The organism is Fibrobacter succinogenes subsp. succinogenes S85 (assembly GCF_000146505.1).
GTDB classification, from domain to species: domain Bacteria; phylum Fibrobacterota; class Fibrobacteria; order Fibrobacterales; family Fibrobacteraceae; genus Fibrobacter; species Fibrobacter succinogenes.
Window position 1 is genome coordinate 229,880 of record NC_017448.1, and the last position, 18,772, is coordinate 248,651.

Here is an 18,772-nt window from a genome sequence, read left to right on the forward strand (position 1 = left end):
CCACCCTTAGTGTCAAGCCCGCGCAAGCGGGCTTCTCCTTTTTATACCCCACCCAAGCCGGGTCTTCCGCTACCCCTTCTAGCGGGCTTCAGACGCCAGCCCGCAACGCCTAGCTTACGCATTTCACCTAATCATTCTTTCATGATAATGAAATCAAAATTCAAACAAAATCCTATCAACTTTTATATAAGTTTCACTTTTATTAGTATTATAAAATGTTGGATGATATTTTCCCAAAATTGATGTCAAAACTCTCTTTTTTTCGTCATCCATACGCAATCCAAAATACACTTCCTTGAGATCTCCTGGAATTGGATGAATGCCATTTCCTCCCCGAAATGAAAGCCTACATTCATGCTCATATTGCCAATCCGATGCTTTGTAACGAATTATCGCTTCGGGCATTTCTTCTTCAATTTCATCGAAACCAAATGAAGTCCCTGTTGGATATTCATCTTTATTTGCGTATATCATCTCATGAAGCCAAAAGTCGAGTATATAATAAGCTTTTCCTCTGAATGTTGTAAAAGGTTCTTCAAAATCAACATTGCGACATAAAGGATTGTTAAATTCAAATCCCAAACAAAAGCCATTAAATTTATCAGCATAATGAGCCCACATCAATGTATTGTCCCAATGTGGAGAAAGGCAAACAAAGCCCATTTTATGAACATCCGCTTTAAACTCATCTACAGTAGAATCCCAACTAATGCCATATTGTTTTTCTATTGCAGTTGGCTTCATTCTAAAATTACAGTCAAAAGGATCATTAAAGTCTTTTGGAGAGGAAAAATACAAACCACCACAAATTAAGGGCCCCAACGTATTTGAATTATACGAAAAGAACCGGTAAAGCATTATTTTATCGGTTTCTTTGGCAGAAAGACTTAGCCAGCCTCTTTTATATTCTGGATCCATATTAACCTATTTTCAAATATTTTGCAAATAGAAAAATCGTTAATCCTTTACACATCGAACTGATCGAGCAAAACTAACAAATCCAACCCCATTAGTAGTATTTACATATTCAGGACTATAATAAAGTCCTTCAGCACCAAATATTTTGTGATCGCTTACTCCATTAATTGTAGAAGGATTGTGGTAGCTTGAAGACCAAAACTTTGCGCTTTTACCAACACCAAGAACACCTAATTTTCCTCCATAACCTAAATCAATAAAATTGATCGTGCTTCCAACAAAATCAGCATATCCCGTAGGGAAAATATCAAAATTAACACTGTTTTTATTTTTTTCATTGTTAAGCCACCATCCTGTAGTTGCGCCTAATATTTGTCCTGCAACATCTTCGCCTCCCACTGTTGTTACAAGAAGTCGCCATTCTTCTATAGTGGGCAAGTGCCAACCATATGGGCATATTCCTTGAACTGGATATTTAGGCTTACAGATTGTATCATAACTAAAGTATCCGCAATTTTTTCCTCCAGTTGAAAAAATTGCAGCACTATCCATAGCTGCAGCCCAAGTGTAATAACGTCCATACTTTAAACAGCTGTCGTTATAGCAATAGCTTAAAGAATCTCTCATGGCAGTTGGAAAGATATAACCTCGATAATTTAAATTTTGAGCCATCCATGTTTGTTTTCCAATAGTGGTAATCTTGTAAATTTGACCATCTCTTGTGTCTTTCATGCAATTTTCATTTGTGCAAGGTTCTATTTTCCAATCATAACTACAATAATTTGAAGTCGAATTACAGATTTCGTCTAGATAATGACCTGTATTGCCATAACGTAACAAATCGAAGCAATATAAATTCCCATTAATAAGACTGTCTTTGAAATCAAAACAAGCTTGTAAACAAACATCAAAAAAAATACTATTATCCCGCCATTCTGAAGCACAGATATAATCATTTTCACAACTATAATATGCATCGCAAGATTTAACGCATTCGGAATTGTATGGTCGTTTAGAACATGTTTCTAATGGAGACTTAAAACATGTTCCAACGCTATCGCAAATCATTTTAGATACATCACTACTAGAACTAAATAAATCAATTGTAGATGATGCTGGCAAATCTATTTTGTTTGTCAAATTCGTATTACTACTGGAATCATCACCGCAACTAGTCAAGAAGATTATCGTGACCAACGCTATAATCAACCTTGTCATTTTCGCCCCTTTCTGCCAAAGGCAGTCTGCGAGCTGCAGTCTTGTTCGGTAAGCTGTAGTCGTTTCTGCGGTTCGGCATTTCGGCAAGCTCAGTGACCTTAATTACCGACCTTCAGTGCCTTTATCAAGCGATTCCACACATTTTCTAGAAAACAAAAAAGGCATGGTGTCGCTCGGCTTATGCTTTGAAGGCTCTGGTAAACCCGCTATCTTAAGCACGACGGCTTACCAGGCAATATGCCTTAGCAAGTCGCGGGCAAACGCCCAACGACCCACACCCGATCGGTGTGAGCGTTCGTCTTCTTCCCAGATAGCGAGGCTTATGCCTCACAAAAGTTTACCAGACTTTTCAAAGCGGGAACAAGAGTACTACTCTAATTCAATATGTCAATAGAAATATAACTTCTAACAACGGCAAAAGGTCTAAAAAGCCTCCTTAAAACTATTCAAAAAGCCCCATTTCAAGTCAGAACGGTGCCAAAACTTGCGATTTCGCCCCCAAAAATGTATATCGCCTATGATATGGCATCAAGAAGCGCCTTATGATAACGACAAAAGTATTGATTCTTACAGATTGACAGACCTAAAAGAGCCGACAGATGAAATGCTTGCCCAAATCATGAGGGAAACTGCCGAAGACGCACGCAAGGCAAATGCAGAAGCTACCAATCGTTTTTTCGATGAAATTGAAAAGATGTGCGAGAATGCTCGATCTCTGTAATTTACGAGACATCGTCTCAAATATTAGGAAGCTATCCCCTTGCAATACAGCAGCAAGCTCTTAGGGTTCAACGAAAAAAAAATCAAGCCCCTTTCATGGAGCTTCTTGCCGCCATCGAAGAAGGCGAAAAACTCACCCACGACTCGAATGCCCAAACGTATTCGACACCGCAGGAACTTTGGGCCGAACAAGGCTTCTATACTAGAATTTTTTGCATTTTTACGAAAAAAATCTGCCCAAAGCGTCCACTGTCACATTCTGACATTGCAGGAATATATATTTGCAGGGAACGCTAAAACACCCGCCTTTTTCGCATGTAGGCGGCCGGAGGTAAATATGAACAGAAGCGAATTCATCGCCATGGCAAAGGACGTGCACGAGCATCCTGAGCACCTGGCAGACTACAGAAAAATCTACAAGAACGTTTATCCGTTCAGCGACGGCATCTTCAAGATGCTCATAGCCAACGAGGCGAAACCCGAACGGACTGTGAAATTCTTGAACGCAATGCTCGGGCTCACGGGAGACAAGGCCATAAAAACATATACCTTGGGGGTCCCAGAGAATCCTGGTGTGCTTAACGACAAGACCGCCATCTTCGACATCTACGGCACCACACAGGCAGGCGAGCCCGTGCTGATCGAGGTCCAGCAGAATTTCAACACTCTGTTCGTTGACAGGCTCATCTACTACACCGCCCGTGTCATCTCGCGAACGGTCAAGAAGGCTCAAGATTACAATCTGCCGCATATCTACGTACTCTCCATCCTGACCGAAAATCAGTTCCCGAGGGAGCGCGACACCTATCTCCACCACGCCCAACTCGTGCGGAATCGCCATCTGTTCTACAGCAAGCTGGACATCTACCTTGTTGAACTAGAGAAGTTTTTCGCCATCGAGGACCGCACCCTGCCCGAGAACCGCGAACAGTCCGACAGGGCCGAAATGCTGCGGATTTTTCGCGATGTCCTTGAAGACAAGGATATCCCCGAAGAAAAACTGAAACGGCTCCTTGACAAGGACTTTGCGAATGATGTATCTTTTAAGGGGTACACGGATGAAACCCTTCTAAATGAGGTTGACGGAATGACGGACATGCTTTACGAAAAACAGGGCTCGTACCTGCAGGGAAAGGATGACGAACGTAATGAAATCGCCATCGCCATGCTCGCCGAAGGTGATTCCATCGAGAAAATCGCCCGCGTGACCAAGCTTTCCGAGAATGACGTTCGCAAGTTGCAGGCAGAACAAGTCCGCGAAACGGCATCAGCATAATCTTTTCCGAATAAAGCACACCTTAAGACCACAATGCAACAGCAAAGCTCTTGCATTGTGAAATTCTTTATTTGCCTATCTCAGCACCATTCGTTGCGTTTTGGCGTTCCCGAGTTTGACCATGTACACGCCGCGGCTTAAGCCTGCGCTTGTCATGGCGTTGCGGAGTTCATCGATATGCTCGGCTTGGAATTCGCCGATAAACGCTCCGATTGGGCTAAATACTTTATATGTGCTTTGGCGTTTTTGCGGTACAGAAAGTCTCCCGAAGGCAATTGATTCTGTTGAATCCTTGGGCGGTTCCACCTTGGGCTCCTGCCACAGAATGAATTCGACGGTCGTTGCACTGCGGGCTGGGGCGCTGTAGCTGCATTTTGAGCCATCGACTTTGACTTCGCTTCCTTCCTTGAGGTTGTTATTGTCGTCGGTGACATAGGGCTTAAAGCTTCCAATCTTTGTGCTTCCGAAGTCAAAGTCCGCCTTGAATTCCTCATTCTTGGAATTGAGAATGACGACTGCAATTTTCGTCTTGAGGGAGTCGCGGTAGGCGGTGACCTTTACATCTCTTTCGGGTTTCTTGGTGGCGTCGATTCTCCTCGCGCCGGGGCGTGCAAAGCGGCTGTAGTTTCCCATGACCCAGAGTCGCTTGGTAGGCTCCACGTTATCGGGGTTGCCTTGTCCTTGCGGCCAAAGCGCTCCATTACCACAGCTGGGTTCGCTACAGGAATAAATCCACCAGAAATGCCAAGCGTTCATGTTCGAAATAGTAAGGGCGTCGTGAATCATGTTTGCAACGCGGAGAGCGCTTCCCATGCCAACGTCTTCCTTGTTGCTTCCGAGATCGTAGACTTCGGTTTCCCAAAATTCTTTGCCGGCTTCGTGAATTTCAGGGTAAGCGGCGGGGTCTCCGCCGTATTCGTGCGTCCCGAAAATGTCCGTGTATTTCAGGGCGGCAGGATTGTTGAAGAAGGCTTTTTTATAATTGGGAAATCCGTACCAGTTGATAGCTTCGGTGCCAATGATTTTGATGCCCGTGGTATCAAGGGTGGGACCAAGGTAGTCGCCGACCCAACGTGCCAATTCATCGGGTTCGTAGTGGTTGTCGCCGGTGCCGTCGGGCTCGTTTTGCGACGAAATTGCGTATAAGTTGACTCCAGCTTTTCGCATGTCTTGCGTAAACTTTAAGATGGTGTTTGCCCAGTCCTGGGCGTGATTGAAATCCAAATGTTTTTTATCGCCATCGTAATTGACAGTATATTTGGATGTCCACGGAGCAGCCCAAACTTTGACGCCGTATTCACTCGCCTTTTTGGCGATACTTGTTTCGGAGGTGGAACCGTCCGGAGCAATACGGATGCGATGCAGGGTAAGCCCCGCGCCACTAGTGGAGTCCCAAAGGAAGGCGGCGTTCTTGTCGGTGATGGACCCCGCCCATGCTGATGCGGCACCAAAGCCGCTGATGCGCTGGTATTCCTTGCCCATGTCAACGTTTATCGTTGCAGCACAGGCTAGAGTGCTCAAAAATGCGATAGAACCCGCAAAAAGAGAAAATCCCTTCATTGAATACGTCATAAAGCCTCCTTTTTGTCCCTTACTTTCTTTAAAGTAAGTTGAAAAATTCACTTTATATAAAGCTAAAATCGAATTTGTCTTGATAAAATGACAACAGCTTTATGGCGTTATACCCAATTTTAGCAATCACAATCTCTAAGCATCACATTGAGCTCAGCATGTTTAGAATTCAATCTGTCGACCAAATCCTGGAATGCTTTGCCGTGAACCGTCTCATATTTGAAAGTGTTGTCGGATCTATTTTCTATTGAAAATGAATACAGATAATAATGGCACATTTCATGCACCATCGTATTGCGGTATTTCCGGTAATCAAATTCAAAATGGCGGCTGAATACGATGCTTAAATAGCTAGGAACAAAACAGGCCAAATAACTAGAACTATAGTCCAATTCAAAAGTCAACCGGTCTACGTCTAGCATGCCTTCAAAATAGAGCTCATTGTAGCGTTCGCAGGTTTTCCGCATAAAATCCGGCGTTATCAAAACCGGATCATGTTCCCGATAGCCAAATTCATTTATTTCTTCATTCGTTTCTTTTCCAAGCCACTCGTTTTCTGCAATAAGACTTTTGTCTGTCGGAACGCTCCCTTGTGCGGCACGGATTCGCTCAACTTCTTTCTTGAAAAGATTCTTGATTTCATCAGGACTGATTTCCAAATCCTGCGTCCCGGACAGAGACTTATCGGCAAACGTATTAAAAACCTGCTTTTTGAATTTGAGCAGAGTGTTGATTTTCTCGTCAATCGAATCAAGCATTAAAAGCCTGTACACCAGCACATTTCGGACCTGACCCATTCGGTATGCGCGAGAAATCGCCTGCATCTCGGCACTCGGCTTCAGCTGCGGTTCGCACAAGATGACCACATTGGCGGCCTGAATGTTCAAACCAAGCCCGCCCGCGTTGATTTGCAACGGGAGAACTGTCCCGGCAGGGGATTTTTCAAACGCATCGATAATTTCTTGCCTATGGCTCACAGGCACCGCACCCGTAATAGGCTCCATGCAAGAATCATTCAAATATGCGCAAACTTTCTTGATGGTTTCCAAGAAAAATGAAAAGACGAGAACCTTGCGGTTTTCAAATTTTGCCTGACGAACAATCTCCTTGATTCGCTTCAGCTTTCCGGACTGTTCAAAATCGTCGACATTAAAAGAAACCCGGCGCATCGTCATGAATTCTTCTTTAACAGCCGCTTCTTCGTATGCAGCCATCTCAGCATCGCCACCTTCAATCCACGATTCTTCTTCGATGAGCTCCGGCAATTCCTTCAACACATCTTCGCGCTTTCGCCGATAGTAAATCGGCGCAATCATCTGCATAAATTCTTGGCTAGTACTTTCTTTAGCAAAGCCCATCGCCATTGACGCAATCTTCGGACGGAGAATTTGCAACAAGAAGAGCATTTCTTTCGTGCGGTTTTCAAGAGCAGTACCCGTCATGAGCAGCAACCGATTTGAGTGTTTGCATATTTTGCGGACACTCACGGTGCGTTGGCTCCCCGGATTCTTGATGTAATGCGCTTCATCGACAACAACCATCGAAATGGAATCTTTTTCAGATAATTCCAGCTGTCTCGAAGTTTCATAAGTCGTAACAGCGACTCCCCCATTCTTTTTCCACGCATCAAAATAAATAAACTTGTCCGGTCCGTGGATTTTTACGGCTGGAATATCACAAAGCTTCTGGATTTCACGAATCCAGTTCACCAAAATGCTTGCCGGGCAAATAACCATAAAATGGGTTTCACCCAAATTTTTCAATGTCACAAGTGCGGCAATCGCTTCGACCGTTTTACCGAGACCCATTTCGTCCCCTAGCAAAACTCGTCCCTGATGCAAAATAAACTTCACGCCAAGAACTTGATATTGGCGCAGCTGCGTCTTTAAGCCGTCTAAATTCGTCCGTTCGTCAAGAATTTCCTTCGGCAATTCCGACGAAACTATTTCTTCATTGCCCAATGCGTAAGGGCAAATCCTTTCCAAGTCGGTAAAGAAAGGAATTGGCGATTGAGAAAACGCCTCCCACGCAAACGACGGATCTGCCGTTATTAGCGTTTGCAATTCAGAGAGCAAAGACGCAGAACGCTGCCAAAAATCGCTCTCATAAAGCTCATTCAGCGAATTAAACCGGACTTTCGCCTCCTTGTTAAAGAGGAGCGTCGCCACAAACCTGAACGAACTCGTATAGGGGCGCAATGCGTTGATATTTTCAATGACACGAGCTTCGTTTTCTTTCAAAAGTTCTTGGCATTTTTGCGCTAACGAAAGCCCATGACGATAAGCGTAAAGAGCCCGGACAAGGTCAGATGATTCCCGCGTTTTCTCGTCAACATTCAACTTCACATTGACAGATTTTCGAGCATTTTCGTAATGCTCCCCCACATACTCGACAATTTTCTTTGCATCGGCCGCAGGGACCGCAAATGCGTTGGCAAGAACGCTTTCGGACACGCCCATCAAATGAGAAGCGTTTGTGACCTTTCTTTCGGTCAAACTAAGCAAAGTTTCCGGCTCAAGATCCAGCCGCCCAAGAAACACCCCCTCAAGCTTTTCCTTGATAAGAGAGTTCAATACCGCATCGGCAGATTCTTTTACAGCGGTTTCCGCTTTAGATGTAAAATCCGAAAATGACCTCAAATCGGCCAATCGTTTTTCAAATTCACCAATCAAAAAGCGGATATTCTTTAGCGAAAACTTTTGCATGATCCACAAATATAACCAAACAAAATGACACTAAGTGTCAAAATGGAATTTTTCGTTTTCTATATAAAACGCTTTGTTGCATATAGAAAATGTTTTGACAATTTTCTCAACAGAAACAACGATATTTCAAAAATTTACACATCTTTGTTGCGTACTAAAATTATATTTCATGTTATAGGAAACAAGAAGGAGGCCTTAACATGAAAAAGAAATGGTTGGCGGTTATAGCGTTTTCGCTATTGAGTACCGCTTGTAGCGACGACAACATCGGGAATTTTCCGAGTGCAGCGGGTGCCGAAAACCCCACAAGCGCAGGAATCGAAAGCTCAGGTATAGAAAGCTCCGCCGACAGTCCTGACGCCGAAAGCAGCTCAGCATTCTCCTCGAGTTCTGTAATGTCTTCGAGCGTTGAAAGCTCTGCAGAAAGTTCTACAGAAAGCTCCGCTGAAAGTAGCTCGGGAACAGAAAGTTCTTCAAGTGCCACGCCCAAAAGCAGCGCAACAAATTTCTTAGACACTCCCTTCGGTGACTATGAATACGCCATTACAGACAGCTACGAAGGCGGTGCTGGTGGTTTCGGAGGAGGTTTCTCCGATGCAACCACTTCTACCAAAGGCGGCGGAGCCGGCGGCTTAACAGGCGGTGCCGGTGGCGTTAGCGTAACAGGCGGATCGCCAGGCGGCGCAGGTGGAGTCGGTGGAACGAGCGGCGCGGGAGGCCTTGGTGGCACAAACAACAGAACATCAGGATTACTCACGGCGGGAGAATGGAACGACCTCGACAATTGGAAATTCTGGAGTGGTCTCCTCAACGAAAACAAGTATTACGATAAAACAAGCTACTGGAAATTCTACCCTAAGAATCTCGTAGCCGTACAAGTTGTCGATGGCAATAACACCGCCATTGCAAATGTCCCCGTGGAACTCCTTAAGGGTGGCACTGTGCTATTCTCCACAAAGACGGATAATGCGGGCTTCGCTTACTGCTGGCAGAGCCTCTTTGCCAATGATGATAGTGATATCGTTGAGGCAGACTATTCGCTCAACGTCAATGGAGCAAGCTATACAGAACCGGTCAAGTTTACCTCGCTGGGCGATGAACAAGTCAACGTCAACGTTGTCGTAAGTGCTGACGCCAAGCTGGCCGCAGCAAAGGCCGACATCGCATTCATCGTGGATGCTACAGGCTCCATGACCGACGAAATCCGCTTCCTTATTTCTGACCTGAATTACATTATTGACCATGCCAGTTTGGGCAATAACGTCGCTTTGCGCACTGCCGCTTTGTTCTACCGCGATGTCCAAGACGAATACATCACCCGATACGATGATTTTTCAGACAACGTTTCTACAACTCAGGAATTTGTCGCCAAACAGAAAGCAGGCGGTGGTGGCGACTATCCCGAAGCTGTTGACTATGCACTTGAAGCATCCTTGCAAAAGCTTTCCTGGAATGAATCGGCTCGCGCACGTATTGCATTCTTGATTCTTGACGCCCCTGCTCACCATAAGGACAACGTCATCGAAAGCCTGCAAAAATCCATTGCGCTCTTTGCCCAGAACGGCATCAAGATTATTCCGGTGGCTGCTAGTGGCGTGGACAAGGACACCGAATTTATGCTGAGATTCTTTGAACTTGCAACGGGCGGCACGTACGTCTTCCTCACTAACGATAGCGGCATCGGAAACAAACACATCGAGGCTTCCGTCGGCGATTACGAAGTGGAAAAACTCGCCGATTTGATGGTCCGCCTCATCAAGAAATATATAGAATAAATCGTAACCAATAACATACTCAAAGTGCCGCGGTTTCTCGTCGCGGCACTTTCTTTTTACAATGTCAAATCATTTCTATAGCATCAACTTTACTTAATCTCGTCAGAAAATTTTTTGTAGAGATTGTAGAGCAGACCGAAGAAATAAGCAACACTGAACGAAACATCAGTCGTATCATCATCATTATTCAGATAACACCAAGCTAAAGCATCGCCTTCTTCAAACACAACTTCATCTTTGGATTTGCTCAGATAGAAGTCAGCAACATACGTTTCAAGCAATACAATTTTTTCTTTCAACTTGATAAATTCTGTACTCTTGCTGGAATCTGTAAATTTATAACCATAGTCATTCTTTAAATAGCTTCGATACAGATATCTGTAAAGACTATAGAGCGTGTAGTACAGCTCGTATGACATAAATTGGTTATCTTTTCCTATTCCCATAGTCGCATCGCCAGGAATAAAGAAATCTCCGTCAAGAATCACCTGCGTTTGCACTTTAAGCAGGTTGTAATAACGTTCCCAACGCGGAATATCGACATTCGAAAGATGAACAACATCGTCTTCTTTTTTGAATTTATCCGTATATTGTTCAAGAAGATCAATGCAGTCTTCAACTTCTTTCTTCAAATCTACTTTTTCATAGCGTTCTTCGTCGGTTTTTGCATTTTTGTCTTTTTCAAAAAGCACTTCGCCATCATGCTTGTCAATAATATCAAAGCACTTGAATCGGTCGCAGTCTATAGAGACCATAGCTTTCGATATTTGTTTAAGAGCCCCACATGAACCCGTGTACTTACCCGCAGCAACCAATCTCAGATCCTGGAGAGTAACCATCGTTGCTGAGCCACTTATGGCTTTAATTTGGTCAGCATTTTCAACCTTATGATAAAGTATTGCTCCATTTTTCACAACGAACAAGAAATACGAGGTTGTCGCATCTTCAGGCACTTTGAGGTACATATCGCAACTGATTTTGCTTGCAGCCCTTTCGCCATCAAAGAAAATGGATATATAATCCAGCAACGTTTCTGCAGGCATTTGTGCTGTAGAATCAGACGAAGACCTTTTCGAATGAATTTTACCATTACGGAGTTCATAAGCCGCAGAAAGGTAAGCGTTACGCCAAGTTCCCGATTCACATTGGTAACCGAGCTGCTGCAAAGCGGAAGCACACAAATCCTTCGCAACAGACTCATTTTCATCGCCAGCAAGGATGATTTGATTTGCCATATAAGCGGCAGTCCAGAAATTTCCAGCCGCAATATCGTCGCTAATCATAGACAACATTTTTTCTTTACTGCCAGCCTGCATGTAGCGCATCATTTCTTTCGCTAACTGTTCCGGCGGAAGTTCCTGAAGATGAATGGGATTTGCATCGTACCATCCAAGATATTTCTGATAAATGGCCTTGGCATTGTGTACAGGTGTACCATAGAAAGGCTTAAGGCTCCAGTTTTTCTGAATACCTCTCGGCAGTACAAGCATATCGGCCACTTCGTCCATCTTGTAGCCCATATTCATATAAAGTAGAGTCTGGTCGTGGATGTACTTGTAAATGGATGCTGTATCAATAATGAATTTGCGGATATCAACATCCAGCACATTACCTTTTTCATCTGTTTTGCTGCGCCAGTGAGGCCAGTTATGGCTTTGGAAAATAACATCCGTATTGTCTCCATACAAGAGAGCCGTTTGCATCAGATAACTAGCCCAAGCCTTGGCATCACGAATTTCCGCCCCACGAAGGGTGTAAAGGTTGTGGAGCGTACCGGAGCAGTTTTCGGCAAGCCACAAAGCTCTATATTCCGGGATATAATTATTCATTTCGGCAGGCGCTTCTGTCCCTGGCGTCAACTGGAATTCTACTTTAATTTTGTCAAGTATCAGTGTTGTATTTTTCGAAATTTCAATTGTCGGCTTCCCCACTGCTGACGGGCGCCCTGTAGACTGGCCTTGACCAATACCAATACTTATTTCTCCGTGGACGTCATTGGGGTCCGACGGCTTGATAAAGCTTCCGTACTGGTAAGAAGCGCGTCTGCCCATGGCGTTGCCCAAGTAAACATTTTCGCTTACAGAATGGTCGTAAAAACCGGCGGGGGCAAGAATAAAGCGGTTAGCGACCTTTTTTACATCATTCTCGGATTCTTTTTCGTCAATGTTTCCATTACCAGAATCGATAAAATATTTAGCGACAGTTTCCATTCCACCATAATGGTCAATGTGGGAATGACTGATAATCATCCCAACGATGGAACCGCTAAGCGAATAACCTGAAAGCGTCTCTTTCAAATATTCTTCAAAAAGTTTCATCGCTGCATCTGTACACTCGTTGCTCATAAGTGTGTCAAAGACAATCCAACGAGGCAATTCAATGTCACGGCAGCCTTCTATAGGAGGGTTGCTCCTTACGAATGTCAGATTGGACATGTCATAGCCGCGAACTTGGTATATTTTTCCCTTTAGAACTTCAAACACGCCCGACAGATGGTTGCTAGCCCCATTTTCCCAAAGATTCGGATGGACGCACAAATGATTATTGTCTTTGACATTGTATTTATTTTCTAAAAACTTGTAGTTTACCTGTGACCACACTGGTTGATCGTTGGTTGTTTTAATATCAGGAACAACTTCTCCGCAGCTACCGTATTCTGCAATTGTGTATTCCGAAGATCGTTGATTATTGCCGAGCTCACTACGTAATGCTTCGTAATGATTTTTTACACGCGTAAAAGCGCTAGAATCTAAATTTTGAGTATCGTTGGAGGTGTTTTCGCTCATGTTTCCCCTTTGATATTAGAGAGTGATTTTTTGTTAATATTACCTCAAACATACAATAAAGTTACAACAATAAAATAAAACCGTCAATATACTTTAGATGAAATATTTTCCTTTGTTTTCAAATAAAAAAGATAATTTGTAAAGATTTTTAAGTAATGTTGCAAATAAAGAAACAAAATTTATAATAATTAATTTAAATAGAATCAAAAAAGAATTTCGTTTATGCTGTGGCCATTGCGGCGGTCAATGCGACGAATCCTTGCAAAAAAGAGGCACTTTTCAAGCACCTCTTTTTATAAATCGTTGGCCTTTAATTTTTAAAATCTTCTGCGGATTTTGCAGAATTCTTCGTATTCTTTGCCAAAGTCGCGGCGGAGTCGGCGTTCTTCGCTAAAGACCTGCACCATCATAATAGCGACAAATGCGGCATACACGAGCAAAGCTTGCCAATGCCAAATCCAGACGGCTGCTCCGACAAGGTAAATGAATGTTCCCGTAAGCATCGGGTTTCTATTCAGGCGATACGGGCCGTCAGTCATCAGGTGGCTAGTGCGCGGAGCAACTTCATGTCCGAACGCGTCCATCGGATTCCCTTTCCCGCGGCGTTTCATGTAAACGATTGTCCAAATGCTTAATGCAAGCCCGGCTAGCATTATCGCGATGACAACCCCTCCCCTAGCGATATCAATCGGCAATAAATCCGGCATCCCCGAGGCAAGCCACATCAGCGTTGGAATTAGCCCTACAAATAGCACTCCCCCGAGCACGTAACCGACAATTTCACGCAAAAGTTTCATGTAACCCTCCTATATAATACAAGTGTGATAAAATATAAATGATTTCGAACAGATTTCCTTAAAATTGCCCTAAAAAAAGCAAAATCACCAGTGGCTTTAATGTATTTTTCTAAACAGAAGGAGTTTCTTGCAGGAGTAAAAATGAAATTGTCTTACAGAACCATGATAGCTTCGCTTATTGGCTTGACATTCTGCTTTTTCGCATGTGCAAATGACGAAAATGGGATGAAGGCAGACGGAACTCTAGATTACGAAGCAATTAAAGACAGCACATTACACTGGAATGTGACTATATATCGTATTCAAAAATTTAACGGAGATACAAGCGAATGGGATGCATTAGATTGCCGCGTTCATGATTCTAACTTTAATTGTCGTCGAGTGACTAATGTCGATTGCAATCGAGATATTGTGCGTATGCTGAGCTGTAGAGATGCCAATAACAACTTTATTGAATGCCCTGGTTACAAAGACACCATTTACGACACGACTTACAAGAATTTAAACTTTGGCAAAGACGCTCTCGTCAATTACATTCCCGTCGCAAAAATTCCCGCCTTCAATCGAGATTCTGTTGCAAAGCTTTTTTCAAAAATTTCTGGAGAACCTTGTTCAAGACTGCTGTCGTTTAGTTCAAATTATCATCTTGAAGCAATCGGTTTGCCAGACAGTCTGACGTTGAACCTCGAAAGAGAATATATTCCAGAAGAGTACATACGACCTAAAGATTTTTTCGTCCATTTGAGTTTAATTACAAATGAATCTACAGGTGAAAAGACCTGCAGGCAAGATTCGTCACGAATAATGTACAACTTCTACCCAGGCACATGCTATTACTCGTCTTTGCCGGAAAAAGCTAAAGTTGTAAACTATGAACTCTTCAATACAACCATTCAATCCTACAAAGACACCACAATTTCGTGGAAACTTGTCTACAAGGACCAATACGGTCGCGGCGATACGCTTGATATAACTACAAAGTTTGAATAAGGGATATTCCGGCCTTCGCGGGAATGACAATGTGTACGTCACTCAGGATGACACGTAAAAATCCCGCCACTATCGCTAGATTCTTCGACTACGGGCTTTGCCCTCCGCTCAGAATGACTCATTAATACAACAAAACACCCTTGCGACTTTCATCGCAAGGGCATTTAAGTTCGCTAGGAACTAGACACAGAGTGTCGCGACATCAAGCCGCGGCAAACATTATGCCTTATTGAGGCGATCCTGGATCATGTCGATGATTTCAGAGAGTTCCTTCGGGAGGTGCTTGCCGAACTTCGGATAGTGGTTTTCCTTAACGTCAGCGAGTTCCTTCTTCCAGCCTTCCACGTCAACCTTCGTGATCTGCGGGAGAGTTTCCTTATAGTAGTCAGCGAGACCATCAGTATTGATGGCGCCTTCCTTCGGCATGTAACCGATCGGAGTTTCGACAGCGTTGTCAACACCGTTGCAGCGGTCGAAGATCCAAGCGAGCACGCGGCTGTTGTCGCCGTAACCCGGCCACATGAAGCCACCCGGAAGCTTTTCGTTGTTGGCATCCTTGCGGAACCAGTTCACGTAGAAGATCTTCGGAAGCTTGTCTTCAGTGGACTTCTGACCGATTTCGATCCAGTGCTTGAAGTAGTCACCCATGTTGTAGCCGCAGAACGGGAGGATTGCGAACGGGTCGCGACGGATCTTACCGACCTGAGAGGCGTCAATCGTAGAGGCAGCCGTGATTTCGGAACCAACGATGGAGCCGAGGAACACGCCGTGGTTCCAGCTGAGGGACTGGTGGACCAGAGGAATGGTGGACGGACGACGGCCACCGAAGAGGATTGCAGAGATAGGCACGCCTGCCGGATCTTCCCATTCCTTAGCAATGCACGGGCACTGCTTAGCCGGAGCGGTGAAGCGAGCGTTCGGGTGAGCCATTTCTTCGCCCTTAGGAGCCTTGTCCTTCGGGAGAGCGTCACGGGTCTTGCCCTTCCAGTCAACGAGCTTGCCCTGTGCCGGGTAGCCGATGCCTTCCCACCACACGTCGCCGTCTTCAGTGAGAGCGCAGTTCGTGTAGATCGTGTTCTTTTCAGCAGAAACAAGAGCGTTCTTGTTGGATTCTGCAGAAGTACCCGGGGCAACGCCGAAGAAGCCAGCTTCCGGGTTGATAGCATAGAGACGGCCATCCTTGCCAAACTTCATCCATGCAATGTCGTCACCGATGGTTTCGACCTTCCAGCCCGGGATAGTCGGGATGAGCATGGCGAGGTTCGTCTTACCGCAAGCAGACGGGAATGCGCCAGTCACGTACTTGACTTCGCCCTTCGGGTTGGTGAGCTTGAGGATGAGCATGTGTTCAGCGAGCCAGCCTTCGTCGCGAGCGAGAACGGTAGCAATGCGGAGAGCAAAGCACTTCTTGCCGAGGAGGGCGTTTCCACCGTAACCGGAACCGTAGGACCAAATGAGGCGTTCTTCCGGGAACTGCGTGATGTACTTGTATTCAACGTCAGCGCACGGCCAGATGCCGTTGTCGCTTTCGCATTCGCGGAGCGGCTTACCAACGGAGTGGAGGCACGGAACGAATTCAGCGTTCACGTCAGCGTTGAAGATATCGAGAACCTTCTTGCCAGCGCGAGTCATGATGTCCATGTTGAGAACGACGTATTCGGAGTCAGTGACTTCGATACCGTTCTTGGAGATCGGGGAGCCGAGCGGGCCCATGCAGAACGGGATCACGTACATGGTACGGCCGTGCATACAACCCTTGTAGAGCTTACGCATCGTCTGCTTGAGTTCAGACGGGTCGATCCAGTGGTTGGTCGGACCTGCATCTTCTTCCTTGACAGAAGAGATGAACGTACGGGATTCGACGCGAGCCACGTCAGACGGAAGAGAACGGAACAAGTAGCAGTTTTCCTTCTTGGCAAGCTTCGTTGCGAGGCCGGCCTTGACGCACTTCTGCATGAGGGCATCATATTCTTCCTGGGTACCGTCAACGACGACGACGTTGTCCGGTTCGCACATGGCAATCATTTCATTCACCCAAGTACTGATTTTCGGGTGCTTGATATCGTTAAGAGTAAGACTCATTATGAGCTCCTATTGGTTTAACGTGTTAGATTTCGAGATATTTCGAACGCGCTACAAGATAGCAAAAAATATGGGTATTGGTCAATAGTTTGACGCTAGACGAGAGGCCAAAGACGAAAGAAATTTCAGACCTGCACATCTGGATAGAATTTTTACAGAAAAACAATTATATATTATTGACCAGTTATGATTACAACGATTATTTTAACAGTCCTTTTTCTCTTGGGCGATGCGGGCGTTCTGTTTTTAAGCCAAGAGAGCTTTGGTAAACTCCCGCAGGGTAAGCACCTGGAGCGCGTCAAAAAGTCCCCGCATTACGATGGCAAGCAGTTCGTGAATGACGAAGAAACGGAATTCATGACAGGCAACAAGAGCACGCTCACTGTCTGGCGCGAATTCATGTTCAACAAAAAGAAGAACACCGTCCCCGACACCGCCATTCACGCTATAAAGACGGACTTGAGAAAACTCCCCAACGACAAAGATTGGATTGTTTGGTTCGGCCATTCGTCGTACCTTGTGAACCTTTCGGGTAAGAAAATTTTGGTGGACCCGGTGTTTTACAAGGGCTCCCCCGTCAAATTTGCTAATAAGATGTTCAAGGGTACGGACATTTACAAGCCCGCCGACATGCCGGATATCGATTATCTGGTTATTACTCACGACCATTGGGACCATTTGGATTATGAGACCGTCACAGAATTGGAACCGCGAGTGAAAAAGGTGGTAACCGCACTTGGTGTAGGCTCGCATTTGGAATACTGGCACTATCCCGTGAACAAACTTATTGAGCTTGACTGGTGGGAAAAAGCGCAACTTGGCGACAGCACCCGCGTTACGGCAACGCCTGCAAGGCATTTCTCGGGTCGCGATTTGCACAAGAACAAGACGTTCTGGGCTTCGTTCGTCTATGAATCGCCTAAGCGTACGATTTGGATTGGCGGAGATGGCGGCTACGGATCGCACTACTCGAAAATCAAGGCGAACTTCCCGAACATCGATTTAGGGATTCTTGAAAACGGGCAATACAATCCGGACTGGGCGCAAGTCCATACGATGCCGCAATACTTGGGTCGTGAAATGCTTGAACTTGGCGCTAAACGCTATCTGACCGTTCACCATTCGAAGTTCTGCCTGAGCAAGCATCCGTATTACGAGCCTCTCGAAAATGCGAAAAAGGCCGCCCAGGAATCTGGCAAGCCTTTGCTCATGCCGCTAATCGGCGAAGTTGTGTATTTAGATTAATTACACCCCGCGCATGTCGGGGTCCCACACGATTTTGTGCAGTTGCACTTGGAAGCGTGCGTTGTTTTGCGTCATGACCTTGCTACCCACCATCCAATTGACAATTTGCTCGTTGGTGAGTTCGCCCCATACCGGCGAAATAAAGATATGCGGCATATTATCTGGAGATGTTAGCGAGAGTCGCGCGACAACGCCTTCCGCTTCTTGCAAGTCTTCGACACTCCCGACAACGAACTTGAGCACGTCATTTTTGCCGAGTGAAATGATATTTTCCATCTTCATTCGGGCAGACATGCCGCTGCTTTTGCACTTCCAGTCCATCGTGTAGAAGAGTCCTGGCAACTGCCATTTGCAAGGAACCGTGCCGTTCGTCTCGATGTTGACTTCAAAGCCCGCATCACTGAATGCAGTAAGCAACTCGCCCACACCTTCGTGAATCAGCGGTTCACCGCCTGTGAGCGTGACGCACTTGACACCGGATTCGTTGCGATACATTTCAACTGCAGCGAGGACCTCCCCCACGCTCATCTGCTTAAAGTCGGGACCTTCAACCGCATACATCGAATCGCAATAGCTACAGCGCAAGTTGCAGCCGTGCAGACGCACGAACACTGCCGCCTGCCCCATGCGAATCCCTTCGCCCTCGATACTCTTAAAAATTTCACAAACTTTCATAGAAAGAAAACGC

14 protein-coding genes are annotated in these 18,772 nt (G+C 45.3%); 5 read left to right on the plus strand and 9 right to left on the minus strand.

All coding sequences use genetic code 11. The features are described from left to right. Positions 1 to 153: 153 nt before the first annotated feature. The 3 genes from FSU_RS00965 to FSU_RS16620 are packed head-to-tail and all read right to left on the minus strand — an operon-like array spanning position 154 to position 2,215. A complete protein-coding gene (locus FSU_RS00965) occupies positions 154 to 918 on the minus strand; it encodes a DUF2971 domain-containing protein (RefSeq protein WP_014545045.1) in 765 nt (254 codons plus the stop codon). A gap of 39 nt (positions 919 to 957) precedes the next feature. Beyond that, positions 958 to 2,058 carry an FISUMP domain-containing protein gene (locus tag FSU_RS00970; RefSeq protein WP_244263685.1) on the minus strand — a complete coding sequence of 367 codons (1,101 nt, stop codon included), beginning with the start codon at positions 2,056 to 2,058 and terminating at the stop codon, positions 958 to 960. A gap of 31 nt (positions 2,059 to 2,089) precedes the next feature. Next, entirely contained in the window at positions 2,090 to 2,215 is a 126-nt protein-coding gene (locus FSU_RS16620; RefSeq protein WP_276324410.1) for a hypothetical protein, read from the minus strand. Positions 2,216 to 2,653: 438 nt separating this feature from the next. Here FSU_RS16620 and FSU_RS00975 point away from each other — a divergent pair, with 438 nt between their 5' ends. Beyond that, positions 2,654 to 2,857 carry a hypothetical protein gene (locus tag FSU_RS00975; RefSeq protein WP_015732462.1) on the plus strand — a complete coding sequence of 68 codons (204 nt, stop codon included), beginning with the start codon at positions 2,654 to 2,656 and terminating at the stop codon, positions 2,855 to 2,857. A gap of 336 nt (positions 2,858 to 3,193) precedes the next feature. After that, on the plus strand, positions 3,194 to 4,132 hold the full coding sequence (locus FSU_RS00980; RefSeq protein ID WP_015732463.1) for a PD-(D/E)XK nuclease family transposase: 939 nt from the start codon (positions 3,194 to 3,196) through the stop codon (positions 4,130 to 4,132). Between the two features lie 75 nt (positions 4,133 to 4,207). Here the strand turns inward: FSU_RS00980 and FSU_RS00985 are convergent, their stop codons facing one another. Both FSU_RS00985 and FSU_RS00990 read right to left on the minus strand, forming a co-directional pair. Continuing rightward, positions 4,208 to 5,704 carry a glycoside hydrolase gene (locus tag FSU_RS00985; protein ID WP_014545048.1) on the minus strand — a complete coding sequence of 499 codons (1,497 nt, stop codon included), beginning with the start codon at positions 5,702 to 5,704 and terminating at the stop codon, positions 4,208 to 4,210. A 119-nt stretch (positions 5,705 to 5,823) separates the two neighbouring features. Beyond that, positions 5,824 to 8,409: a SprT-like domain-containing protein gene (locus FSU_RS00990; protein WP_015732464.1), complete on the minus strand. Its 2,586-nt coding sequence runs from the start codon at positions 8,407 to 8,409 to the stop codon at positions 5,824 to 5,826. Positions 8,410 to 8,609: 200 nt separating this feature from the next. On the opposite strand from FSU_RS00990, the gene FSU_RS00995 reads away from it, so the two are divergent. After that, positions 8,610 to 10,184: a vWA domain-containing protein gene (locus FSU_RS00995; protein ID WP_014545050.1), complete on the plus strand. Its 1,575-nt coding sequence runs from the start codon at positions 8,610 to 8,612 to the stop codon at positions 10,182 to 10,184. A gap of 89 nt (positions 10,185 to 10,273) precedes the next feature. On the opposite strand, the gene FSU_RS01000 is transcribed toward FSU_RS00995, so the two are convergent. Both FSU_RS01000 and FSU_RS01005 read right to left on the minus strand, forming a co-directional pair. Next, entirely contained in the window at positions 10,274 to 12,970 is a 2,697-nt protein-coding gene (locus FSU_RS01000; RefSeq protein WP_014545051.1) for an alkyl/aryl-sulfatase, read from the minus strand. A gap of 317 nt (positions 12,971 to 13,287) precedes the next feature. Then, entirely contained in the window at positions 13,288 to 13,767 is a 480-nt protein-coding gene (locus FSU_RS01005; protein WP_014545052.1) for a methyltransferase family protein, read from the minus strand. 141 nt (positions 13,768 to 13,908) lie between these two features. On the opposite strand from FSU_RS01005, the gene FSU_RS01010 reads away from it, so the two are divergent. Next, positions 13,909 to 14,757: a hypothetical protein gene (locus tag FSU_RS01010; protein WP_014545053.1), complete on the plus strand. Its 849-nt coding sequence runs from the start codon at positions 13,909 to 13,911 to the stop codon at positions 14,755 to 14,757. 219 nt (positions 14,758 to 14,976) lie between these two features. Here FSU_RS01010 and FSU_RS01015 read toward each other — a convergent pair whose 3' ends face one another. Then, positions 14,977 to 16,839, minus strand: coding sequence for a phosphoenolpyruvate carboxykinase (GTP) (locus tag FSU_RS01015; protein ID WP_014545054.1), 1,863 nt, complete (start codon positions 16,837 to 16,839; stop codon positions 14,977 to 14,979). Between the two features lie 186 nt (positions 16,840 to 17,025). Here FSU_RS01015 and FSU_RS01020 point away from each other — a divergent pair, with 186 nt between their 5' ends. Continuing rightward, a complete protein-coding gene (locus FSU_RS01020; RefSeq protein ID WP_014545055.1) occupies positions 17,026 to 18,084 on the plus strand; it encodes an MBL fold metallo-hydrolase in 1,059 nt (352 codons plus the stop codon). On the opposite strand, the gene FSU_RS01025 is transcribed toward FSU_RS01020, so the two are convergent. After that, on the minus strand, positions 18,085 to 18,759 hold the full coding sequence (locus tag FSU_RS01025) for a radical SAM protein (protein ID WP_014545056.1): 675 nt from the start codon (positions 18,757 to 18,759) through the stop codon (positions 18,085 to 18,087). Positions 18,760 to 18,772 lie beyond the last annotated feature (13 nt).